The sequence below is a fragment of the Kribbella sp. NPDC003557 genome (genome assembly GCF_040610805.1).
GTDB lineage: Bacteria > Actinomycetota > Actinomycetes > Propionibacteriales > Kribbellaceae > Kribbella.
In genome coordinates this window covers 54,650-77,937 of the sequence record NZ_JBEXMY010000001.1, presented here as the reverse complement: position 1 = coordinate 77,937, position 23,288 = coordinate 54,650, and the positions used below count along the sequence as shown (strand labels likewise).

The following is a 23,288-nucleotide window of genomic DNA, read 5'->3' as shown; positions in this document are numbered from 1 at the left end:
TCACGCGCGTGGTGTCGAACGCGACGTACCTCGGCCTTACCTGACGGTCTCGTCGTAGAAACTGTTGATGCCGTCAACGATCTCCTGCAGGCAGTCCTCGAGCGCGAAGTGCCCGGAGTCGAGGCGGACCAGTCGCGCGTCCGGGAGATCGCGCAGGTAGGCCTCGCCGCCGGCCGGGGTGAAGAAGAGGTCGCCCTGACCCCAGAAGATCAGCGTTCTGGGCTGGTCGCGGCGCAGCCGCCGTTGCCAGGCGGGGTACTGCGCGGCGTTCGTCCGGTAGTCGTGGAAGAGCTCCAGTTGGACCCGGCGCGCGTTCGGCCGGGCCAGGAAGTACAGATCCAGGTTCCAGTTGTCCGGGCTGATCCTGGTCGGATCGGCATGGCCGGTGAGATAGATCGCCTTGACCGTCTCCGGTCGGAGCAAGGCGTCGACTGGTGCTTCGTTCGCAGCGGTGCGGTCGATCCACAGGGCGTGCCGCATCCCGTCCCAGATCTCCGCGAACCCCTCGTCGTACATGTTGGAGTTCTGGATGACCTGCCACCGCAGCCAGTCCGGGTGCAGCGAGATCAGCCGGTTGCCGATCGGTCCGCCGTGGTCCTGCATGTACAGCCCCATCGGTCCGGTGAAGTCGATGGCGAGCAACGCCTCGTCGACGATCTCCGCGAGGTGATCGAAGGTGTAGTCCCAACCGGCGGGGTCGGGCATCTCGGTGTTCCCGAAGCCCGGACAGTCGATCGCGACCAGGTGGAACCTGTCGGCGAGGGCCGGCATCAGGTCCCGGAACTGATGGGACGAGGACGGGAATCCACCCAGCAACAGGAGCTTCGGTGCGCCCGGCTTCCCCGCTTCGCGATAGAAGACCTCCAATCCACCCGCAGTCACGGTCCGAAAACTCGTCATCGGCACTCCGCACTCGTTCCACCGGGACCTGAGCCGTAGGTGGGCGTCGAGGACGGCCGACTCGGGTCGGCGTCGTCGGCGGTTCCGAAGAGGTAATGGGAGAAGGCTGAATGCTGATTGGCGTGCTCCGTCGGCTCAGCCGGCAGCCCGCGGCCCTCCAGCTCGTCCCACGTCGAGTCGGCGATCCGCCAGAGCCGGCGCGCGACACGTCCGGCGACTCCGGAATGCGGCGAGTTGGGATGCGGTCTGGTCGGAGAGCTCCACTGCCGTTTCACCAAGGCTCGCGCCAGCTCGGTGGCGTCCCCGGAACCGCGAGTCCGCTCGAGGCCGGCCACGATCCTCGTCGCCGACGATTCGTGCTCGGTCAATAGACGCTCCACCTCTTGCCACGTCTCGGCTGCGCTGAGATCCAGGAAGCGCGCGTCGCCGTACGCCCTGCCCTTGAGTACCCGCAGCGCCTGCTCGAACTGCCGGAGGTTGTCGAGCAGAACCGCGGCGTCCTCGGCGGACGTCGTCCGCGCCGCGCTCAGCAGGACATCGGCGACGGCCGCGGCATGCTGTGCGGCGACAGCCGCGAACTGGTCCGTGACACGACGCCTCTCGAATCCGTCGACGCGCGGATCCTGAGAACGCGCCGCAAGCTCCCTGAGTCTCGAGTGCTGGGCATGCACGACATCGCGCAGTGGCGCGGAACGATCCGGTTGTTGCCCTCCGCCCGCACGATGCGACCGGTCGAGCACCACGTCGTACTCCGGATTACTGTGCAGGAATCGCTGGACCGCCGGACAGTAGTTCGTGACCTGGACACCCGCGGCGATGAGGTCGCCGAGAACTGCCTTGATCAGCGTTGTAGCGAGTCCACGGCCTCGCTGATCCTCTGCGATCTCCGTATGCCCGAGGACCCGCCGCGACCCGAGGACACGGAAGTCGAGGGTCCCTACTGTCGTTCCCGCGAGGTCTAGCTCGTACCGGCGCAGCTCGTCGTTCTCGGCCACGACCAGGTCACGCTCAGAGTCGTTCAACAGGGTTCGCATCGCTCCGCAGTCCTCCGTACGCCGGTCAGTCGACCTCATCGAGCTCCAGCGGCTCGTCGTCCACGACGTGGATCGCGGCTTCTTCGGCGCTTGCCGCGCCTGCGTCGATCCCGGCGTCGGACGCGATGAGCTCCTCCTCGAGATCGACAGGGGACCCCTCGTCGGGAGCTACGAGACGACCGGCGCGAACCCGGCCGACCTCCGGGCCGTCGACATACTCCGAAGGGTCGGCGTACGGGTCGATGTCCGGCTCCTCCTGGGCAAGCCGTTGCTCGAAGGTCTCACCCCGCAACGCTTCCTCCGCTGTAGTCCCGAAGCCCTCACCTGCCGACCACTTCTCCGGCGGTGAGTACCCCTCGTCGAGCAGGTCGGCGACCCCGCGCTCGTCGAGGGTGTCGGAGGACTGGAGCTGGTCCTCGTCGTCCACGCTGTAACTGCCGTAATACTCCCGACTGACCTCGCCCATCCGTCCTCCCGCCGACCGGCCGGCAGCGTGCCGGCTTCTCAGGAGGGTTGGTGTCGGGTCCGGTGGCGATACTTACCGTCGAGCGAGGTCACCGCTGCGCATCCTGCCCTGACGGCCGACCAGTCGTTGCCGGGACCGATAAGCTCGGTGCGTGCCCGAGACAGTGAACGAGGTCGATCGCCGGCTGACCGCCCGTGGTGCGGCCACGCGGGCGCGGATCGTCGCTGCTGCCGACGAGCTGATGTCACTGAAGGGTGCCGCGGCGACCACGCTCGACGAGGTGACCGCGGCGAGCGGGACGAGCAAGTCGCAGTTCTACCGGCATTTCAGCGACAAGAGTGCCCTGGTCCAGGCCGTGATCGCGCTGCGGGGCGGCCGGATCCTCGAGCGTGAGGAGCAGTATCTCCGCAGGGTCGACTCGTTCAGCGGACTCGATCGCTGGTGCCGGGCCATTCTGCAGCGCGTCACGGCCCGCCGCGGGGCGCGCGGCTGTGAACTCGGCTCGTTGTCGACCGAGCTCTCCGACCAGGACGAGGCGGCGCGCATCGATCTCGAGGCGCACCTGACGTCCTGGATCTCGCTGCTGGCCGGAGCGCTCGAGCGGATGAAGTCGAACGGCACGCTGTCCGACGCCGCTGATCCACAGGCCCTGGCGACGGGAATCATGGCGGCCCTCCAGGGTGGGTACGTTCTCGCCCAGGCCGCCCGTGACGCCGAACCGATGCAGGTCGCGCTCGACCTGGCGATGAACTCGGTCCGGGCGTACGCCAAGACGCCCGGCAAGAAGTAGCCGCCCGCGCGTTCCTTCACCCGTACTCAGGGCCGCGGAGCTCCGAGGACATCGGCGTACTGCGGGTTCTTCCCGAGGAAGCGGCTGACGACCGCGCAGTAGTTCGACACCGTCACGGACCGCGTGCGGATGTCGTCGAGAGCGCGGCCGACCAGCTCCCACGACAGTCCGCGTCCGCGGTACGTCGGTTCGATGACGGTGTGGGTAATGGACAGGTGCGAGCCGATCAGGTGATAGACGAGGAGTCCGGCCTGTTGACCGTCGACGAGGAGCTCGTAGTACTCGTCGTCCGCGTGATGGACCAGAGTGAGGGTCGGGGACGAGGACGACTGCGCGACGGCCTGCGCGTCGTCGATGGTCAGCAGGTCGGCCAACGGAGCCAGCCAGCCTGCGCCGAACGCCTCGAGGGGGAGATCGGCGTGCCAGGTCAGGCTCGATCCCGCCTGGTTGCGGAAGTGCAGGGCGAGCTGCCAGGCGCCGTCGGTTTCGTGATGGTCTGCTCCGGTCCGCAGTTGCACCCGCACTTTGCTCGGAAGCGAGTTGAGCATCACCGGCTGTGTCCGCAACGGCAGGACCAGGCGCCCTTCTTCCGGTTGCACGCTGTCGGGATCGTCCGTCCGCGTGCGGCTCCAGCTGGCCAGGGTCAGGTCCACGTCGGCGTTGCCGAACAAGCCCGCGGTAACGCTGACGTCGACCGGCGGAGTGCTGTGCGCTGTGCGCGCGTCCGGGTCGGTCACGGACAGCTCGCCACCGGCAAGGTGGAAGCCCGTTCCGTCGGGCCGAACAATCTGATCAGTCATCGCCACTCCCTCTGTGCTGCGCCAAGAGGACTATATCGTCCTCTCAAGGATGGCCGCATCACGGCCACCCTCGAAGAAGGCTGGGAAGTCACGCGAGTCGACAGGCTCGGAAGTGGACCGGTCGGACCTCTTTATGACGTCGGCCGCTGGGCGGACTTCGCTTGGGCCGCCTCGGCGGTGGCACGGTCGGGGTAGCCCGGATGCTTCGGGTCGAGCAGATCGGCATCGGCCGTCGGACGCGAGAAGTAGTCGGCCACGAACGGGCAGATCGCGGTGACCGTGCCCTCGCGGGTGCGGACCTCGTCGAGCACCCGCCGTACCATGGCGCCGGCCACGCCCTGGTGCTGATGACTCGGGTCGACCTCGGTGTGCAGCAGGGCGTACCGGTTCGGCCGCAGGTGGGTGTAGTAGAGCCAGCCGACCAGATCGCCACCGCGGTAGAGCTCGAAGCGCCCTTGCTCGGTGTTGTCGATCAGCTCCTCGGCCACCGACACCTGTTCTTCGTTGCTCATCAACTCAGCCTTTCACAGCATGGATCTGCGGATTACGTGCGGCGAGGACGGTGAACAGCGTGGCGACGAGGGCGAGTCCACCGTACCCGAGGGAGATGTGCGGCACCGAGAAGATGCCGGAGAGCCGGGCGGAGACGAGGCTGGGAACGGTCGCGCCGCTGTAGCTGAGCAGATACACCACGGCAAAGATCGGTGCCCGGTCGGACAGGGTGCTGCCGTACAGCAGCCCTCTGGTGGCTGCGCTGATGGCGATGCCCTGACTGGCGCCTGCGACGACGGTTGCGGCGATGAACAGCATGAGCGTTCCAGTGGCGACAGCCGTGATGATGCCGATCCACCCGACCAGGAAGCTGACCATGCCGAGGCGTTGCGCCGTTGCCGGTGAGAACCGGCCGCCGAGGGGAGCGCCCAGAGCGCTGGGGCCCATGTACGCGGCGAACACCAGCCCGAGGACGAGTGAGTTGCTGGTGTGGAGCTGATCCTCGACCAGTGCCGGTACAAAGGCTTGGTAGAAGGCGCCGGTCGCCCAGGTCGCCAGGAACACGGCGGCCGCGACAGGTACCAGGTGCCTGCCCCGGACCGGTAGCCGAACGCTCGGGCGCAGCGATCGCCAACCACCCGGCGTTGGACCCACGGTCTCCGGGCTGACCGCTACGAGCGCAACAGACAGCAGGAGCAGGCAGATGACCACCAGGTAGATGAGGTCACGTGGCCAGGGCCCGAACTGGACCAAGGCGCCGGACGCGATGGCCCCGACAGCCAGACCGAGCATGACTGTCTGGCTCGAGGCAACGGAAGCCAGCCAGGCAGGCCGGGTCGGCGCGGCGTCGACGATGTAGGCGGTGAGGGTGCTGCTGCCCAGTCCGGCGCCGAGGCCCATCAGGAGCCGGCCGGCGACCAGGATGCCGATGGCGTGCACGCTCAGGAGCAGCAGGCAAGCCAGCACGAGCAGTCCCAGGCCGGCGATCGCGAGCGGTCGTCGGCCCACGTGATTGGACAGTCGTCCCAGGAAGAGCAGTGTGCTGAGCGTCGCGGCGGAGTAGGCGACGACGGTCAGCGAGATGTCGGCGTTGGTGAACCCTTCCTCGGCGCGATAGATGTTGAAGAGCGGGATCGTCGACCCCACCGCGGCGAACGTCGCCAGCAGAGCGATCACCGCGGAGGCGAACGCCAGTGCGAGCCCTCGGTCCCGGCGGGGCAGATTGATCACCGGTGCCACGTCGTGCATCGAGTCGCGCCTCTCTCCAGAGCTCCGCGCCACGCCGTACCGTCGTGGCGTCTCTGGTCAGCGTCGATCGCGCCGTGCTGTCTTACCGGCAGAACGCGTTGTGCGCGTAAGGCGGCCGGACTGGCCGACACTGACGGGACGTGGCAGGGCATGCGTATGGCGTCGTGTGTGCCACCATCGCAGTGCGACGTTTGTCGCGTCCACGACCTGATGGGATCGGGTGACGGAAGCGTGAGCGATGAGCTGCAACGGGTCGTGGACTCGTTGGCGCGACGGGTGGGGCGGGCGGTGGCCGTGGACGACACGAGCTTCCGCCTGCTCGCGTACAGCGCACAGGTCGGTGCGATCGACGACATGCGTGCGCGGGTGATCCTGACCCGGGAAGCGCCGCCCGAGGGGCTGGCCTGGTTGCGTCGTTTCCGGCTCGGCCAGGCGTCCGGCCCTGTCCGCCTGCCGCCGGACGCGGAGCTGGGCCTGCTCCCGCGGGTGGCCATCCCGGTGCGGCACCAGGGCTTGCAGTTCGGCTATCTCTGGCTGATCGACGCCGATCAGAGCCTCTCCGATCAGGACCTCGCGGTCGCAACGGTTGCCGCCGGCGACGCGGGGGAGGTGCTGTTCCGGGAGCGGGTCATCGACGAGCTCCGGGATGCTCGCGTCGGTGAGCTGGTCAGGGATCTCCTGTCGCCTGACGCGGAGGCGCAGCAGCTGGCGGCCGACGGGCTGATCGAGGGCGGATTCTTCGCGTCTCGCGGTGGTGTCGTGGCCGTCGTCGTACAGCCGCTGCCCACAGCCGGCCACGAGGTTCATGAGGGGGATCGACTGGCGCTCAGCGCCGCGCTCCATTCCACGGTGAGCACGCTTCCGCCGAGGGAGTGCTTGTCTCTTGTGCGGCCGCGCCACGCTGTCCTCATCCTTCCGCAATCCACCCTCGAGCGGTTCCCGCGGGTGCCCCACGACCTCCGCTCCGCTGTGGAGGATCGGCTCGGCGCGGGCGACCGCTGGCGTGCGGTGGTGGCAGGCGTCGGTGGAGCGACGCAACGCTTCGCGGATGCCGGGATTTCCTGTCAGCAGGCTCTCGTGGCGATCAGGGTGGCCGATGTCGTTCCCACCTTTCGGCCGGTTGCGGCGTACGACGCGCTTGGCATCTACGGACTGCTCGCGTCCCAGCCGCTGGAGCAACTGGACGCGCTGAAGGTGCTGCCTGCCATCGATGCGCTGCTGTCTCCCGACCCGGCACTGCTCGTCACGGCCGAGCTGTTCCTCGACCGCGCCGGCGACTCACGAGTGGTCGCGGAGCAGCTCGGTCTGCACCGAGCCAGCGTCTACAACAGGATCCGCCGGATCGAACAGCTGACCGGTTTCGACCTTTCCGACGGTGAGCAGCGGTTGGTTCTTCATCTCGGCATCAAAGTGGCGCGACTGCTGGGACGGACTTGATCACAGCCGCCGATTGACAACTGTCGAGTTCCGAAGCAGCAGACTCGACGTCTTGCGCGTGCCCGGACCAGGATGAGCTGACAGTCTGTCGTTCCTACCCCGATGTGCCTCGTCAGCCGATCCGAAGGAACTCGCTGTGGCCGATCTGGTCTCCTTGCGTGCTTGCATCGCCGACATCCTCGCGGCTCAGTCCGCCGCGACCGGCGTCGCCGGGGCCGTGATCGGCGTCGCGGTGGGCGGTGACCAGTTCACGCTCGCGCACGGGACCGCGAACCTCAACACCGGGCAGGAGTTCACGACGGACACCGGATGGTTGCTCGGCTCGGTCACCAAGGTGCTGACCACGACCGCCCTGTTGCGGCTGGTGGAGGCCGGCGCCGTCGACCTCGACGCACCAGTCCACCGGTACCTTCCCGAGTTCACCCTCGCGGAGGCCGGGACCGCCGAGGCCATCACGGTGCGGATGCTGCTCAACCACACCAACGGCATCGACGCCGACGACCTGATGCCCGCCGCGGTCCGGGGACGCGACGCCACCCGGTCGTACGTCGCCCGGTTGCCCGCCTTCGGCTGCCTGTTCGAGCCTGGCACGGGCCTGCACTACTCGAACCCCGGATTCGTACTCGCCGCACGGATCATCGAGAAGCAGACAGGGCTCCCGTACGAGAGGGCGATCCAGGCCGAGCTCTTCGACCCCTGCGGCATGCGCGATGCCACCGCGGTCCAGACCCAGGCGTTCCTGCGGCCCACCGCTATCGGCGCGCTCGCCTCCGACGATCCGGGGTCGCTGCGGGCCACGTCGCTGTTCACCCTGCCCGAGTCCGCGGCCGGGGCGGGCGCGACGCCAATCGTGACGGTCGCCGACATGTTGGCATTCGGCCGCATGCACCTCGCCGGTGGCGTGGCCCCTTCTGGCCGGCGCGTGCTGTCGCAGGAGCTCGCCGCGGCGATGCTGACCCCGACCTTCGATCTCGGGCTGCCCTCGGCGCCGCCGATCGGCCTCGGCTGGTGGCTGGATCCGATTGCCGGTACGACGGCGGCGTGGCACGGTGGCGGTTCACCGGGCGGCGCGTCGAGCTTCTGCATCGTCCCCGAACACGACGCCGTCATCGTCACTTTCGTCAGCGGCCCCAACGCACTGCTCAACGACACGCTGCACACGACCGTCATCGAGCACCTCACCGGGCGGCAGGCCTCCGCGTTGTTCACCGGGGGTCAGACGGCGACAGACCCCGCAATAGCCGGTGAGTACGCCGCGTTTCACGTCGACAAGAACATCGAAGTCCGCGACGGCAAGCTGCTCGTCCGGACGGCTGTCCCGTTCTACGACGAGGAGCTGGAGCGCATCCTGGATGCCTACGGGATGCCTCGCTCGTCCACCGTCACCTACGTACCAGCCGCCCCCGGCCTCTTCGTGCCCGAGGGCGCCGATACGCGAACCACCACAGGCTTCTACGGCCGGCTCAGCCTCCTCGCCGATCTCCCCGCCGCGCACGGACGACCGCGCGGCATTCATACCGGGCTCCGCTTCATCCCCAAGGTCAGCCGATCGACGGCCGAACACGCCGACGGCCGCTCCTGACCGCCGTACGACCATTCGACCCGCTGCGTCCGGAGAACCGGAGGCAGCCGATCAGGAAGGAAGACGATGCCACTGCTGCTGACCGGTGCGACCGTCATCGACGGCGTGTCCGACAAGGGTGTCGACGATCGCGCGATCTTGGTGGCGAACGGCCGTATCGTGGCGATCGGCCGGCCGGCTGACCTGCCGACCCCGGCGGACGCCGAAGTCGTCGACTTCAGCGGGAAGTTCATCATCCCAGGACTGATGAACGCCAATGTGCATCTCCTGGTCAACGTCCTCTTCGAGACGCTCGTCCGGTACGAGGACCGCCACGAGGACCTGATCACCGAGGCCGCCCAGGTCGCCCTGAAGAGCGGCCTGACCACGGTCTTCGACACCTGGGGCCCGCGCCGTGCACTGATGGCCGTCCGGGACCGGATCGATCGGGGTCTCGTCGCGGGCAGCCGGATCCGCTGCGCCGGCAACATCGTCGGGTTCGACGGCCCGTTCTCCGATGATTTCGACCGGCGGATCCCCGGCGTGGGAAGCGCGCATTTCGTCGACCGGGTGAATGCGACGTGGGTCGAGAACACCGGCCGGCATCTGATGTGGCTGACCCCCGAGGAGGTCGGCGCGGAGGTGCGCACGTACATCGAGCGTGGGATCGACTTCGTCAAGTACGCGTCGAACGAGCACGGCGGGACCTCGGCCGGCGCGTTCATCCAGTTCTCGGAGCGGACGCAGCGCGTCATCGTCGAGGAAGCGCATCGGGCCGGGCTGACCGCGCAGGCCCACACCTCTTCGGTCGAGGGCTTGCGGATGGCGATCGACGCCGGCTGTGATCTCGTACAGCACTGCAACGCGACCGGGCCCACCGAGATCCCGCGCGAGACCCTCGAACTCCTCGCCCAGGGCGACTGCGGCGCCGTCGTCTTTCCGTTGACCGACAGCGGCCTGAAGATCCTGAAGGACTCCGTCTCGGACTTCGAATGGACGATGTGGAAGGCCTCGGATGCCAACGCCCGCAATCTCATCAGCGCCGGGGCGACGATCCTGCTCGCGAACGACGGCGGGATCCTCGCTCCGGAAGTGATGAACGAGCCGCTGATCAAGGGCACGTGGAACGGATTGCCGGAGGACGAGGGCCTGGGGCGGCTGGCGACGGGGCATTTCGTCTGGCTTCGCGCCATGGAGGAGAAGGGCCTGTCGCCGATGGCGTTGCTGCACGCGGCGACACGCAACATCGCGAAGGCCTACCAGGTCGACGACGATCTCGGAACCCTCGAGGCGGGCAAGATCGCCGACATGGTGGTGCTCGACGAGGATCCCTTGCAGGGCGCCAAGAACTACCAGAGCATCCACGCCGTCATCAAGGACGGCGCAGTGGTGAATCTCGACGCGCTCCCGGAGCAGCCGCTGCTGACCGCGGACCTTCGTCCTCCGCTCGAGGAAGAGGCCCACCACAAGAAGTTCCTCCACCATGGTGCGCGACTGCCCGGTTGTCCTGCCTGTACGAACGGAACGCACTGACGGCCGGGGTCGGACTTCGGTACAAGTCGGTACAAGGGAGGACCATGGCGCAGGAAGAGGCGACGCTCGGATCCGCGGCCCGATATGCGCGGGCCGTCGTGTGGGAGCAGCACTGCTGCCTCCCGCTCGATCCGGACACCGATGTCGACGAGCTGTGGCGCTACGCCGAGGCGGGGGCTTCGTACGTGTCGGTGAACGTCGGCTACGCCCCGCACGACGTCGCGGACACGATCCGGGTGCTGTCCGGGTTCCGCCGGCAGATCTTGGCGAATCCCGGCCGCTACCTCTTGGCGCGCTCGGTCGACGACGTACGCACGGCGAAGGCCTCCGGACGGCTGGCTGTCGCGTTCGACCTGGAGGACACCCGCCCGCTGGGTGGGCGCGTCGATCTGGTGCAGACCTACTACGACCTCGGTGTACGCACCATGTTGCTGACCTACAACCATCGCAACGCCGCGGGCTCGGGCTGTCACGACGAGGTCGACGGCGGCCTGACGGAGTTCGGCAGTCAGGTCGTTGCCGAGATGAACCGGGTGGGGATGGTGGTCGATGCCGCGCACTGTTCCTACCGCACGTCGATGGACATCTTCGAGACCTCGGCCGCGCCGGTCGTGCTCTCCCACACGGCGGCGCGTGCGGTGCACGACCACGAACGCAACGTGTGGGACGACCAGATGCTCGCGTGTGCGGCCACCGGCGGCGTCGTCGGGATCAACGGTGTGGGCATCTTTCTGGGCGCCAACGATGCGAGTACCGAGGCGATCGTGCGGCACCTCGACCATGCCGTCGAGGTCGTCGGATGGCAGCACGTGGGGCTGGGGCTGGACTTCTGCTTCGGCGGTGCCGATGCCGAGCTCGCCGAGAACCCCGACCTGTTCCCGCCGAGCTACGCGCAGTGGGATCACGTGAATTTCATCGAGCCGGAGCGCCTGCCCGCCATCACGGATGCCCTGGTGGACCGCGGCTATCCGCCGGAGGCCGTCGAGGGGATTCTCGGCGGCAACTTCCTGCGGGTGGCGGAGAACGTGTGGCGCTGATCGGTCGCACCGACCGGGCAGCACGACTCATGTCAGGAGTGGATATGACCGTACCGTCCTCACCTCGACGCGTTGTGGTCGTGGGAGCCGGAGTCGTCGGGCTGTCGTGTGCGTGGTTCTTGCAGGAGCACGGCGCGGACGTCACCGTTCTCGAACGGTCGGGGGTCGGCGCCGGTGCGTCGTGGGGCAACGCCGGTTACCTCACGCCCGCGATGGTGGCGCCGCTCCCGGAGCCGGCGCTGCTGCGCGAAGGTGTCCAGGGTCTGCTCACCCGGGGATCGCCGGTCACGCTGCGCGGGCGGCCGTCCGGTACGACGCTCGCGTTCCTGGCCGGCTTCGCCCGGAACGCGACCGGGCCGCGGTGGCGGCGCGGGATGGCCGCGCTGAGTCGGTTGGCCGTGGACAGCCTCGACGCGTTCGACGAGCTCGCCAAGGGCGGCGTACCGCTGGAGGTCCATGAGCGGAGCATCCGGATCGGGTTCACCGCCGGCGAGGACAGTGCCGGTCTCGAGCACGAGCTTGCTGCTGCTCGCGCGGCCGGGCAGGACGTGTCGCACCGGATCGCTGCCGGGCACGAGGCGCCGTTCTCGGATCGGATCACGCAGGTCCTGCACGTGGAGGGCCAGCGGTTCCTTGCACCGGGCCTGTTTCTCGACGCGCTCGCCGACTCGGTGCGCGAGCGGGGCGGTGAGATCGTCGAGGGCGCTCTGGTGCGCGCGGTCGGGTTCGGGCCCGGCGAGCTGCAGGTGGACACGTGGACTCGGCCGCCATATAGGGCAGATGCCGTCGTACTGGCCACGGGGGCGTGGCTTCCGGAACTGGGGCGCCGCCTTGGCCTCCGGGTGCCGGTTCAGGCCGGGCGAGGCTATTCGTGCAGCGTCCGGCTGGCCGAATCGCTTGCGGGCCCGGTCTATCTGCCCGGCGTCCGCGTCACGCTCACGCCGTACGGGGAGCGGGTCCGCGTCGCCGGCACGATGGAGATCGCCGACCGGGACGCGCCGTACGACAGTCATCGCCTCGACACGATCCTGCGTTCGATCCGCCCGCTGATCGACGGCGCCGACTGGACCGACGTACGCGAGCCATGGGTCGGACCCCGACCACTCACGCCGGACGGGCTGCCGGTGATCGGTCGGTCCAACGTTCCGGGCGTACACGTTGCGGGCGGTCACGGCATGTGGGGCGTCACGCTGGGCCCCATCACCGGCAAGCTCCTGGCCGACCAGATCACGACCGGCACAGCCGTCCCCGATCTGGCCCCGTTCGACCCACGGCGCCGCGCGTGAACTCGCAGAGCGCAATCACGCCGCCGCCCGCCCCGTCGTACCGCAGGCACGGCAATCTTTTGGTGTTGTCAGGTCAGGTAGGCGTTGACGAGAGCTGGTGCCCTGTCACCGACACGTTTCACGCCGAGGCGCGGGCGGCCTTCGGCAACGTCCGGCGGGTACTGGCCGAGGCCGGCGCCGAACCGCACCAGATCCTCAAGGTCACCGCCTACCAGTCCGACCTCGAGCACTTCGCCGCGTACAACGAAGTGTGGACCGAGGAGTTCCCCGACCTACGCCCCGCCCGTACGACGATCGGCGCGCAACTCTTCCCGCCGTTCCGCGTCGAGCTCGACGTCGTCGCGTGGCTCGACAACCCCGGCGCGACGACGTGAGCGTTCGTCGCCGGTCCAGTCGGTGTTGAAGCCGCCCAGGTGCGGGTGGTACATCTCGTCGCCGTCGTGCTGGGTGAACTCGACTTTCATCCACACGGCGTCGAGGTCGAACGTCTCCACGCAGGCGTCGATGAGCGACTGCGCCAGCCGCGCCCTGGTCTCCGGAGGACGGCCGTTCCGGATGTCGCACATGATCAGGCCCGACGGGGTGGGCGCGCCCGACTCGTGGCATCGCCACACCCCGCCGGTGCCGACGTCGTGGATGGAGACGGTGAGGAGATCCCTGCCGATCTGCATGATCTCCCCGTAGATGTCCCCGATACGTTGCGCGAACGCGCGTTTCGTCGCTGCGTCGGCGGTCAGCGGCAGATCGACCTGGATCGACGGCATGGGTGTTCCTTTCTACCTGGTGAGCTACCTGGTGAGCTTGTCCGCGGCAGCGAAGAGAAGTCCCTCGTTGCCCGGTGCGGTGATGAGTTGTACGGCGACCGGCAGCCCGTCGACCCGGCCCGCGGGCACGCTGATCGCGGGCGAGCCGGTCATGTTCCAGGGGCTGGTCAAGGAGAGCAGAGCTGAGCGCACCTCGAGGTCCGTGCCGGCGACTGTCACTGTGCGTTCGTTGATCGCCGGTGCCACGATCGGCGCCGTCGGCAGCGCGAGCACGTCGTACGTCGACAGCAGGTCGTCGACGACTTGTGCGAGTTCACGTCGCGCCTCGTTGGCCTCGGCGTAGAGCCGATCAGGGATCGCGCGACCCTTGGTGAGTCGCGCAAGCACCTCGGGATCGATGATGTCGGCGTCCGCGTCGAGATGGTGCTCGTGCACGCGGAACGCTTCGCTGCCCTGGAGTGTCGAGAACACGTCGAACAGGTCCCACTTGGGAAGGCCCTCGACCACTGCGATACCGAAGGCCTGATCAACGAGCTGCATGGTGAGGTCTTCGATGCGCGGATCGGTCACGGCGATCGACCGCGGCGGTATCCATCCGACCGAGAAGCTGCCGGTCCACGGTTCGCTCGGCCGGCCGCTGATGGCTCCGTAGCCGGCGAGGGCGTCTTCAGCCGTCGCCGCGAAGAGACCAACGTGGTCAAGGCTGGGCGCCAACGGATACGTCCCGGCGGTCGGAAGGGCGTCGTACGCCGGCTTGAAGCCGACCACACCGCACAGCGCGGCCGGTACGCGGACGGATCCGGCGGTGTCCGTCCCGAGCGCCAGTGGCACCATGCCGGCGGCCACTGCGACCGCGCTGCCGCCGCTGCTTCCTCCGGACATCCGGCGGGGATCGTCGGGATTGCGGGACGGGCCGTGCACGGACCGGTCGCCGGTGGCGCCGTACGCGAACTCGTGCAGCGTGGTCTTGCCGATGATCACGGCCCCGGCAGCGCGCAGGCGCCGGACGACCTCGGCGTCCTCGGTGGCGGTGGCCCCGAAGGAGGTGGCCGATCCACAGGTGGTGGGCAGACCGGCCATGTCGATGATGTCCTTGACGGCCACGGGTACGCCGTGCAGCGGGCCCAGGTCGATGCCCTGAGCAAGTTGTTCGTCGGCCAGCCGCGCGGCGGCGCGAGCGCCTTCGTCGTCGATGAGCGCGAACGCGTTGAGGTCGGGGTTCAGTTCGTGACTGCGGCGTAGTGCTGCCTCGGCGACGGCTGTCGCCGAGGTTTCACGGCGGCGCAGTGCCCTGGCAAGTTCGGTGGCGGTCGTCATGCGAATCCTGGGAAGAGGCGAAGGGCAGGCACGATCAGCGCAGTACAGACGCTCATCGATGCGACATTGCCGACGAAAGGATGGACGGTGTTCGGCAGCCGCGCCGAGATCGCGGCTGCGACCGGCGGAGCGATCAGCGCACCCAGCAGCGCTCCGGCCAGGACCGCCTGGATCGTCCCACCGAAGGCAAGGACGGTGGCCGGTGCCACGGAGACGACCGGCACGAAGGTCGGGTAGAAGCCGTACCGTTCCCAGCGTCGGCGCCAGATCAGGACCCCGGCTAGCGCGGTGATCACCTGGCTCGCGAGTACCGCGGTGAAGAGGCCGGATCCGTACGACGTACTGGACGGGCTGATCACGTGCGCGACGATCGCACCGGCGAGCAGGGTCGCGCTGGCCCATTCGTTGCCGAAGAACTGCGCCTCGGAGAAGTCCGCCAAGGCGCGGCGCGGGACCCAGAGCCGACCGCTTACCGTACCCGGCTGGGCTCGCTGCTGGGCGCGCCAGGCTCCGGCCGGTGGCATCCAGCTGAGCCGGCCGCAGATCCAGAACGCGACGGCGGCACCGACCCACATACCGGTGGTGGCGCCAACGACCGGCGGGAGATCGAGGGGTACGCAGATGTATCTGACGGCGAGGATCGATGCCGGCGGCGTGAGGACGGCGCCGAGGACGGCCGCCGAGAGCGCGATCCTCCGGCCCGGTCCGTAGAGGACGACGATGGCCGGAGCCACGGAGACCAGCGGCACGAACAGCGGCTGCCAGCCTCCGGAGGCGAGGGTCCATCCCCAGATGACGTTGCCGAGCACCAGGCTGAGCAGCGCGCTCCCGGCGGCCCACGGCCACAGACCGGAGCCGCATGCCTGGACGAAGCCCTGCCATCGCCACGACATCCGGTGCGCGACGTGGCCGACCAGGCCCCCGATCAGCAGCAGCGCGCCGGCAGGGGCAACGGCGTAGTACTGGGGTTCGCTGATCGACCCCATCAGCCATGACGCGAATCCGCTGGGCCGGCTGTAGTCGCCGTTCCACGGATGCGCGTCGTGGGAGAGCAGCGCGAAGGTCCAGCCGGCGAGCGCCAGGAGCGCGACGCAGGCGGATGCGGCCCAGACAGCGGTCCGGCGCGAGCCCGTGAGGCCCGTCGTACTGCGGACTGTTGTCATGGAGTCACCTCGGCAGCGGAGCGCGGTCGCTGTAGCCGAGCATCTGGTCGTACAGATCGGTGCGGCGATCCCGATGCAGATCGTTGAGCTGGTTCCAGATCGGCGCCGTCCGGGCGGCGGTCAGGTCGACGTCGGCGTAGATGATCGTGTCCTCGTCCGGGCCGGCGATCCGGTCGATCGGCCAGCCGTTCGTCCCGGCGATCAGCGAGTTGCCCATGAATCCCGCGCCGCGCTCCTGACCGATCCGGTCCGCGGTGGCGATGAAGACGTTGTTGGCGTGGGCCGCGGTGATCGTCAGGTACGCCGCCATGCAGACCCCGCTCGCGTCGTACAGCGGCGGCGGCGTCCACACCCAGCCGGTCGGGATACAGATGATGTCGGCGCCCATCTGCGCCACGATTCGCGCGGTCTCCGGGAACCAGATGTCCCAGCACACGAGCAGGCCGATCCGCCCGATCTTCGTGTCGAACACCGCGAAACCCTCGTCGCCCGGGGTGAACCACAGCTTCTCGGTGTTCCACAGATGCGTCTTGCGGTACCGGCCGATGTAGCCCTCGGGGCCGACCAGCACGGCGGTGTCGTAGAGCTTCGCGCCGACCTGCTCGACCACGCAGCCGACGATGTACAGGTTCCGGGCGGCGGCGATCCGGGCGAACATCTCCACGGTCGGCCCGTCGGGCACCGACTCGGCGTGGGCATACGCCTCCTCCCGCGACTCGAACACGTAGCCGGTCGTCGCGAGCTCGGGGAGCACGATCAGGCCGGCTCCCGCGTCGGCGGCGGCCGTCAGTCGCTCCTCCACCGCCAGCGCGTTGGCCTTCAGGTTCTCGACGCCGACGCGCGGCTCGAACTGCACGACCGCGACCCGCACCGGGCTCACCCTCGGATCCGCCTCGTGCTGCGCCTGTGTCGTCATGGCAGGGCCTCCTTGCTCGCAATCTGGTTTCACCTTGAAACCAGATCTGGAGCGTAGGGGATCTGGTTTATACTTGCAACCACTTGCTCAGGGTTCGGTGGAAGGAAAGTTGATGCCGCAGCGTGTGAGGCATGAGGGAGCTGAGTGCCCGGTCGCGCGGGCCGTCGACGTGATCGGCGATCGCTGGTCCCTGCTCATCGTCCGGGACGCCTTCGACGGCATCACCCGCTTCGGCGAGTTCCAGCGCAACCTCGGTCTCGCCAAGAACATCCTGTCGTCACGGCTGCGTGAACTCGTCGCGCACGGCATCCTCGAAGTACTCCCGGCTGCCGACGGAACGGCGTACCACGAGTACGCCCTGACCCAGAAGGGCCGCGACCTGTTCGTCATCCTGGTCAGCCTGCGGCAATGGGGCGAAGACCACCTCTTCGAACCCACCGAACCCCACTCGGTCCTCCTCGACACCAAGACCAAGAAACCACTCCGCAAGCTGACCGTCACCGACGAATCCGGCCGCCCCCTCGACTCCACCGAAGCCTTCGTCCGCAAGGTCTCGGACGAGCAGTAGTCTTGGGATCCGGTGTGTCAGCGGGAGAATGGGGATGTGATGCCGGGCCGGTCCGAGCGGTTGTCGTCTGCGGAGCAGCAGGGGGCTGCGGACCGCGGATACCGTCCTGGGTACGAGATCGCGGCCGAGCGGATCCTGGAGTACATCGTCAAGGCTCGGCTGGAGCCCGGTGATCGGCTGCCGACCGAGAAGGATCTCGCGGAGGCAGTGGGGATGTCCCGGACCATCGTCCGGGAGGCGGTCAAGATTCTCTCCGCGCTCGGGCGGATCTCGGTGCAGATGGGCCGCGGGATCTATGTGGCGGAGCCGGAAGCCGCGCTGTGGCGGGAGTCGTTGGTGCATTTCCTGCCGACGGATCTCGGACAGGTCGAGGAGATCTTCGAGTTCCGCCGGTTCGTGGAGACCAAGACGACCGAGCTCGCCGCGCAGCGGGCCACGCCGGCTCAGGTCAAGGCACTGCGCGAGGCGGCCCGGCTCACCGCGGACGCCGCGGCACAGGGGGACCTCGAGGCGTTCAACCGGGCGGACGAGAAGTTCCACGGCGCGATCGGCGACGCGTCGTCCAACATGTTCTTGTCGGCGAGTGTCGACTCGGTGCAGCGGCTGCAGCGGCAGGTCAGCGTGATCGGCCTGGCCGGTGTCGCGGGTGGCTCGACCGTGGTGGCGGCGGAGCAGCACGCGGCGATCGCGGCGGCCATCGGAGCGGGCGACGAGCAGCAGGCGGTGGCCCTGATGATCGAGCACATCGACACGACGCTCGAGCAGTTCAAGCAGGAGATCCACAGCCGGGTGTTCCCGGCGGACGGCACCGCCTGACCGGCGGCCAGGCGATGCTCGTCCACGGCTGTTGAGCTACCTACCGTTGACCGCGACCTCGAGCAGGTCGATCGCCGACCCGTTCGCTCCGCCGTCGAAGGCCAACCTGACGTACTGCGCCTGCGCGTTCAGCGGGTACTGGTTGTAGGCGCCGAAGTACGCCTGTCCGGTCGGTCCGTTGATCGTGCTGACGTCGGTCCAGCTCGCTCCGTCGACGCTGGTCTGGATGGTGATCGTCTTGGGAGTGTTCAGATACCGCTGATCGAGCGTGTTGAAGGTCAGCTGCAGGTTGGACAGCTCGGCCTTCGCGGGCAGCTTGAACTGGAGCCACGTCGGCGTACCGGCCGCGACAGACCACTTCGCGCTGTCGAAATGCGTGGCGTCGATGGTCTTTCCGTCGATCAACCTCGCTGCCGCGTCCTGGTCGTTGCCGGCGGTGACCTCCGCGGCAGCAGCCAGGTTGCGATAGGGCTGCAGGTCGAGGAAGACCCTGTTGCTCGTCACGGTCTTGCCGTTCACGGTGACGTCCGCCCAGACGACTCCTCTGGTCAGGCGGTCGACCTGCGGGGTGACGATCTTATTGTTCCCGAAGGTGAAGCCGCCCTCCGTGATCGCGACCGGCGTGTACTTGTCGCCGCCGGCCAGGTCCACGATCCCGCCGTGCCAGGTGACCTCGGCGGCGTCGAGCCCGATCGCGCCGCCCTTGGCGGAGCGGCCTTCGAGCTGGTACGAGAGTCCGTCGTTCAGGCCGAACTCGCCGTACGTCTCCTTGCCGCCGACCAGGAGGGACGCGCCGATCATGTCCTCGCCGACCCGGACGACGCCGTCCGTGACCGACACCTTCAAGCTGTCCGACTTGGTGACGCCTTCGTGAGTGCCCGTGACGGTGATCGTCGTAGTGCCGTTCGAGACGCCCGTCACGACACCGGAGGGCACGACCTTCGCGATACCGGGATCCGCGCTCGTGTAGCGGACCGCGGAGAGGCCGGCCTTCAGCGCCGGGTACGTCATGTAGCCCTCGGGCCGGATCCGCAGGACCCGTGGTGAGAGTTGTTCCCCGGTGGCGACGACGTTCGTGAGCTTGTACGTCCGCGCCGGGTTGTCGGTGACGACCTTGACGATCGAGTCGACCGGGTCCTCCTCGACGTTACCGAGGTCGATCGTCAGGCTGTCGCCGGTCTGGCTGAACGAGGTCACCGGGAGGTTCCGGTTCAGCCAGGTCACCGAGGTCACCCGATCCTTGACCGGGCTGATGGTGAGCGTCCGGCCGGGGATCGCGCCGAAGCCCTTCTTGCCGTCCGGTCCCTTCACGACGTGCAAGTAGATGTTGTTGTCGCGCCCGGTGGCGTAGCCCCACTGCGGCCCGGTCGTGCTCTTCGGGAAGGCGAACTTCTCGTAGTTGCCGCGACCGTCGTCCTCGTAGCCGTACCCCGCCAGGAAGTACGGCGTCGTGCCGGTGGTCGCTTCGTGCCGCTCGGGAAGGCCGGCGGGAGCGAACCAGTCGGTCAGGTTCTGCCGGACGTCGATGAACTCCTGCACGCCCTTCGGGTATCTGGTGGCGATCACCGTGGGGGAGTCCCAGTTCGGGCCCCGGCTGTCGATCACGGACTGGTCGTTGTTGTCGACGTAACCGCGGCCGGCGTTCATGATCATCTCTTGGGTGACCTGGCGGAAGTCGTCGCGCTGGCCGTAGTACGGCGACACCTGGTTCTTGGTGCGGATCATCTTCCACGGCTCCATCGGTGTCCGTTTGACCAGGTGGTTCGCGGACGCGTTGGAATAGATGCCGGATGCCTCGCCGGTACGCAGGTCCGGGTCGCCGTACTCCTGACCCCAGGCGTTCGAGTCGATGACGATGTCGTTGCTGTGATCCCGTACCGCGCTGTACATCACGTCGTAGTTCGCGTTCGGCATCGCCTGCGGACCGTCGAAGTACAGGTACGCCGGGTCGTAGCGCCCGATCAGGTCCTCGACGTTCTGCACGAACACGTCGGTGGAGTAGTGCTGCAGCCCGCCGCCCTCGGTGGCGTAGTACAGCCCGAACTTCATCCCGTACCGCTTCACGGCCTGCTCGTACTGCTTCAGACCGTCGACCACCTGGCCGTTCTTGTCTTTCGGCAGGTAGAGCTGCCTGCTGTGCTTCGGGTCGGCGAACTTCGACGGCCAGAAGTAGTTCTGCTGCAGGGCCTCGACGGAGACCAGTGAGTGCCCTTCGCGCTTGGCTCGCGCGGCCCAGAGATCAACCGAGTAGTTCGGGTCGACGAAGTAGTTGTACGTCGGGGTGGCGTGCGTCAGCGCGCTGACGCGGCCCTCCTCGAACCACTTGTTCGGCCGTTCCTTCACCGTCGTCGTGAAGGTCTTCGTCGCGCTGCTACCGGCGCTGTCGGTGACCTGGACGGTGAAGTTGTAGTCGCCGGTCGCGGCGGCACCGCTGATGATGCCCTTTGTGCTGTTGAGATCCGGCTTCCCGTTGACGAGACCGTCCGCGATCGTGCCGTCGGGGGTGAGCTCCAGTCCGTCCGGCAGCCGGCCGTCGACGACCTTCCAGGTGTAGCCCGGCGAGCCGCCGCCGGCCATGAACTGGAACGCCGAAGCCGCGACCCCGTGGTTCGCGGTCGACGTGGACTTGTTCCACACATACGGCCATTCCCGGTACCCGGTCGGCATGGTGTTGCGCGGGAACGGCCCCTGGACCGCGTCGTCGGTCGACAGACCGCCCGAGACGATCTGCAGGGCGGACCCCGGCCCGGCCACCGAGCTCGTCAGTCCGCTGACCGGGTTGCCGCTCTGGTCGGCGACCCTTCCGTAGAACCCGAGGTAGGCGACGTTCTGGTCCTTCGCGATCGGCACGCCGTTCGCGTTCACGTCCTCGGTGTAGGTGTGCCTGATCTGGATCAGCAGCTTGTTCCAGCCCGGCCGCAGATGCACCGCCTGCTTCGTCAGGTCCTTCTGCACCTCGACAGGCGTGCTCGGCGGTGTCAGGCAGCGGTCGTTCACGTAGATCCGGTACGAGCCGCTCGCGCCGACGTCGAAGTACGCGTCCTTGGCCTCCGGGCTGTAGACGTAGCTGCTCGCGTAGACGTACTTGTTGCGCGTGTCGACGCCCTTCTTGACCGTGTAGTACCCGTACAGGTCCTGGTAGTCGTCGTAGTTGCGGTTGTAGAGCCGGTCGTCGAAGTACTCCCAGTCGTGGTGCTCACCCCCGGCGCCGAAGGTGTCGCCCGGCTTCGGCGAGATCGGGGTCCTCCCGTCGACCGGCACCGGCCGGTTGTAGACCTCGACCTCGGAGATCCCGGTGATCGACGGGTACGGCGTACGTCCCTTGTCGATCTCGATCTTCATCCCGACCACCTTCGTGAGTCCGGGATCCGCGGAGTACGCCGTCGGCGAGGCCGGGCTGGAGGAGGTGCTGTTCACCTGGCCCGACGCGACGGAGCTGCCGTCCGCGAGGGTGAAGGTGAGGTGGTACCAGGTGTTCACGTGCCGGCCGTCGCCCCACTGGGCGATCCTGACCTCGTTGAGGGAGATCGGGGTGCTCCAGGCGAACTGCACCCAGGGGCTCGAGTCGTTCTCCGTCACCCACTGCTTGCTGGTGCTCCCGTCGACCAGGTTGGACACGGGATTCACTGCCAGCGTTGCCGAAGACGCTGTGATCGACGACGCCCGCTGGGCGAAATTCACCTGCTCGGGGACCTCGCACTCGTACAGCTTGTCGGCGACCGGCGCGTCGAACGGACCCGCGACGAGCCACGAGTTGATGAACGGGGCGCGACCGCCCACCTGCTGCGCGGAGGCCGTCAACTTCGGTGGGACGAGGAACGACGCGGCGAGGATCGCCGCCAGCGCTGCTAGCGATGCGGTTCTTCTGCGGCTCATTGGGCGGCCTCCTGATCGGCATGTATCTGATTCTTCGTGACGTGAAGTAAGGGATGAGTCCCTCGGGAAGTCGTCGGGCTGGGCGCGAATTCGCCGCTGTTGCAGGCGTTCGGAGTGGGTCGAGTATGTCCAGCGCGATGTATTGCGTCAACCCTATGGATCTGCTCTACTGACCAGGCTTTGACCAAATGGATCAGAAGCATTTGACTGCGGCGGGTACCGCTCTTCCCGATCTGAAGGACGACATGCGAATCACAGACGTGACCCTGGACCTGGTCGACCTGCCGGCGCAGCCGCCGTTCCGGTGGCGCGCCGGGCTGCCGGGGTCGGAGGGGCCGGTCGTCGGCGGCATCCTGCGGATCCACACCGACGAGGGACTGACCGGCGAGGCGCGGACTCGCCGCGGACGCATCGTGGCCGACCTCGTCGACCGCCGGATCCGCGCCGATCTGATCGGTGCGGATCCGCTCTGGCGGGAGCTCCTGTGGCATCGCCTCTGGGAGCTGGACCGGATCGAGGAACTGCCGATCTACGCGCTCGGCCTGGTCGACGTCGCGTTGTGGGACCTCGCCGGGAAGGCCGCGGGACTTCCGGTGCACCAGTTGCTCGGGACGTTCCGCGACGCCATCCCCGCCTATGCGAGCACCGTGACGTTCTCGTCGGTGGAGGAGTACCTCGACGTCGCCGACCAATGCCTCGAGGCCGGCTACAAGGCGATCAAGCTGCACGCCTGGGGCGATGCGCGCGCGGACGCCGACCTGTGCCAGAAGCTGCGGGCCCACGTCGGCGACGACGTTCCGCTGATGTACGACGGGTCGGCCGGCTTCGACCTGACCGACGCTGTGTACGTCGGCAGGGCACTGTCGGAGGTCGGCTACACCTGGTACGAGGAGCCGATGCGCGAGTTCGGCGTCACGGCGTACCAGCGGCTCGCCGAGCGTGTCGACGTACCGCTGCTGGTCGCCGAGACCTCCGACGGCGCGCACCTGAACGTCGCGGACTTCATCGCCGCCGGTGCCGCGGGGTACGTCCGGACCAGCGCACAGTACAAGGGCGGAATCACCGGAGCGATGCGGATCGCGCACCTGGCCGACAGCTTCCAGTTGCGCGCCGAGGTGCACGGCTCGGACATCGTCAACGCCCACTTGTGCATGGCGATCCCGAACACCTCGTACTACGAGTCCCTCGTCCACACGAACCCGATCGTCCGCGAACCAACCGTCGGCCCGGACGGCCTCGTCCGCGCTCCTACCGCGCCCGGCATCGGCTACGAGTGACCGCGCG

21 protein-coding genes are annotated in these 23,288 nt (G+C 68.0%); 10 read left to right on the top strand and 11 right to left on the bottom strand.

The features are described 5' to 3' along the window. Positions 1-36: 36 nt before the first annotated feature. The 3 genes from ABZW60_RS00330 to ABZW60_RS00320 are packed head-to-tail and all read right to left on the bottom strand — an operon-like array spanning position 37 to position 2,400. Complete coding sequence (locus tag ABZW60_RS00330; RefSeq protein ID WP_355472441.1) at positions 37-900, bottom strand: alpha/beta fold hydrolase; 864 nt, start codon at positions 898-900, stop codon at positions 37-39. Next, a complete protein-coding gene (locus ABZW60_RS00325) occupies positions 897-1,934 on the bottom strand; it encodes a GNAT family N-acetyltransferase (protein WP_355472439.1) in 1,038 nt (345 codons plus the stop codon). The genes ABZW60_RS00330 and ABZW60_RS00325 overlap by 4 nt, the downstream gene beginning before the upstream one ends. A 25-nt stretch (positions 1,935-1,959) precedes the next feature. Further along, positions 1,960-2,400, bottom strand: a complete 441-nt coding sequence (locus tag ABZW60_RS00320; RefSeq protein ID WP_355472437.1) for a DUF5709 domain-containing protein — start codon at positions 2,398-2,400, stop codon at positions 1,960-1,962. Between the two features lie 151 nt (positions 2,401-2,551). Here ABZW60_RS00320 and ABZW60_RS00315 point away from each other — a divergent pair, with 151 nt between their 5' ends. Next, positions 2,552-3,190 (top strand): TetR/AcrR family transcriptional regulator, encoded by a 639-nt coding sequence (locus ABZW60_RS00315; protein WP_355472435.1) that lies wholly within the window; start codon positions 2,552-2,554, stop codon positions 3,188-3,190. A 26-nt stretch (positions 3,191-3,216) separates the two neighbouring features. On the opposite strand, the gene ABZW60_RS00310 is transcribed toward ABZW60_RS00315, so the two are convergent. The 3 genes from ABZW60_RS00310 to ABZW60_RS00300 all read right to left on the bottom strand — a co-directional run bounded on the left by ABZW60_RS00310 (position 3,217) and on the right by ABZW60_RS00300 (position 5,730). After that, positions 3,217-3,990: a GNAT family N-acetyltransferase gene (locus ABZW60_RS00310; RefSeq protein WP_355472433.1), complete on the bottom strand. Its 774-nt coding sequence runs from the start codon at positions 3,988-3,990 to the stop codon at positions 3,217-3,219. A gap of 131 nt (positions 3,991-4,121) precedes the next feature. Next, on the bottom strand, positions 4,122-4,502 hold the full coding sequence (locus ABZW60_RS00305; protein ID WP_355472431.1) for a GNAT family N-acetyltransferase: 381 nt from the start codon (positions 4,500-4,502) through the stop codon (positions 4,122-4,124). A gap of 4 nt (positions 4,503-4,506) precedes the next feature. Further along, complete coding sequence (locus ABZW60_RS00300; protein ID WP_355472429.1) at positions 4,507-5,730, bottom strand: MFS transporter; 1,224 nt, start codon at positions 5,728-5,730, stop codon at positions 4,507-4,509. A 231-nt stretch (positions 5,731-5,961) separates the two neighbouring features. On the opposite strand from ABZW60_RS00300, the gene ABZW60_RS00295 reads away from it, so the two are divergent. From ABZW60_RS00295 to ABZW60_RS00270, 6 genes are all read left to right on the top strand, one after another. Further along, positions 5,962-7,167 (top strand): helix-turn-helix domain-containing protein, encoded by a 1,206-nt coding sequence (locus tag ABZW60_RS00295; RefSeq protein ID WP_355472427.1) that lies wholly within the window; start codon positions 5,962-5,964, stop codon positions 7,165-7,167. Between the two features lie 136 nt (positions 7,168-7,303). After that, positions 7,304-8,749 carry a serine hydrolase domain-containing protein gene (locus ABZW60_RS00290; RefSeq protein ID WP_355472425.1) on the top strand — a complete coding sequence of 482 codons (1,446 nt, stop codon included), beginning with the start codon at positions 7,304-7,306 and terminating at the stop codon, positions 8,747-8,749. A gap of 66 nt (positions 8,750-8,815) precedes the next feature. Then, entirely contained in the window at positions 8,816-10,261 is a 1,446-nt protein-coding gene (locus ABZW60_RS00285) for an amidohydrolase family protein (protein WP_355472424.1), read from the top strand. Between the two features lie 44 nt (positions 10,262-10,305). Continuing rightward, on the top strand, positions 10,306-11,298 hold the full coding sequence (locus ABZW60_RS00280; protein WP_355472422.1) for a membrane dipeptidase: 993 nt from the start codon (positions 10,306-10,308) through the stop codon (positions 11,296-11,298). Positions 11,299-11,342: 44 nt separating this feature from the next. Next, complete coding sequence (locus ABZW60_RS00275; RefSeq protein ID WP_355472420.1) at positions 11,343-12,584, top strand: FAD-dependent oxidoreductase; 1,242 nt, start codon at positions 11,343-11,345, stop codon at positions 12,582-12,584. Then, positions 12,581-12,958, top strand: a complete 378-nt coding sequence (locus tag ABZW60_RS00270) for a RidA family protein (RefSeq protein ID WP_355472418.1) — start codon at positions 12,581-12,583, stop codon at positions 12,956-12,958. The genes ABZW60_RS00275 and ABZW60_RS00270 overlap by 4 nt, the downstream gene beginning before the upstream one ends. On the opposite strand, the gene ABZW60_RS00265 is transcribed toward ABZW60_RS00270, so the two are convergent. The 4 genes from ABZW60_RS00265 to ABZW60_RS00250 are packed head-to-tail and all read right to left on the bottom strand — an operon-like array spanning position 12,857 to position 16,744. Then, positions 12,857-13,348, bottom strand: coding sequence for a hypothetical protein (locus ABZW60_RS00265; protein WP_355472416.1), 492 nt, complete (start codon positions 13,346-13,348; stop codon positions 12,857-12,859). The genes ABZW60_RS00270 and ABZW60_RS00265 overlap by 102 nt on opposite strands. A 24-nt stretch (positions 13,349-13,372) precedes the next feature. Then, entirely contained in the window at positions 13,373-14,665 is a 1,293-nt protein-coding gene (locus ABZW60_RS00260) for an amidase (RefSeq protein ID WP_355472414.1), read from the bottom strand. After that, positions 14,662-15,828 (bottom strand): hypothetical protein, encoded by a 1,167-nt coding sequence (locus ABZW60_RS00255; RefSeq protein WP_355472412.1) that lies wholly within the window; start codon positions 15,826-15,828, stop codon positions 14,662-14,664. The genes ABZW60_RS00260 and ABZW60_RS00255 overlap by 4 nt, the downstream gene beginning before the upstream one ends. A 4-nt stretch (positions 15,829-15,832) precedes the next feature. Then, entirely contained in the window at positions 15,833-16,744 is a 912-nt protein-coding gene (locus tag ABZW60_RS00250; RefSeq protein ID WP_355472410.1) for a nitrilase family protein, read from the bottom strand. 112 nt (positions 16,745-16,856) lie between these two features. On the opposite strand from ABZW60_RS00250, the gene ABZW60_RS00245 reads away from it, so the two are divergent. Both ABZW60_RS00245 and ABZW60_RS00240 read left to right on the top strand, forming a co-directional pair. Then, positions 16,857-17,312, top strand: coding sequence for a helix-turn-helix domain-containing protein (locus ABZW60_RS00245; protein WP_355472408.1), 456 nt, complete (start codon positions 16,857-16,859; stop codon positions 17,310-17,312). 39 nt (positions 17,313-17,351) lie between these two features. After that, on the top strand, positions 17,352-18,128 hold the full coding sequence (locus tag ABZW60_RS00240) for an FCD domain-containing protein (protein WP_355472406.1): 777 nt from the start codon (positions 17,352-17,354) through the stop codon (positions 18,126-18,128). Between the two features lie 36 nt (positions 18,129-18,164). Here ABZW60_RS00240 and ABZW60_RS00235 read toward each other — a convergent pair whose 3' ends face one another. Continuing rightward, on the bottom strand, positions 18,165-22,004 hold the full coding sequence (locus ABZW60_RS00235; protein ID WP_355472404.1) for a discoidin domain-containing protein: 3,840 nt from the start codon (positions 22,002-22,004) through the stop codon (positions 18,165-18,167). 245 nt (positions 22,005-22,249) lie between these two features. Between ABZW60_RS00235 and ABZW60_RS00230 the strand changes: the two genes are divergently transcribed. Beyond that, positions 22,250-23,281: an enolase C-terminal domain-like protein gene (locus tag ABZW60_RS00230; RefSeq protein WP_355472402.1), complete on the top strand. Its 1,032-nt coding sequence runs from the start codon at positions 22,250-22,252 to the stop codon at positions 23,279-23,281. The last annotated feature ends 7 nt before the right edge of the window (positions 23,282-23,288 follow it).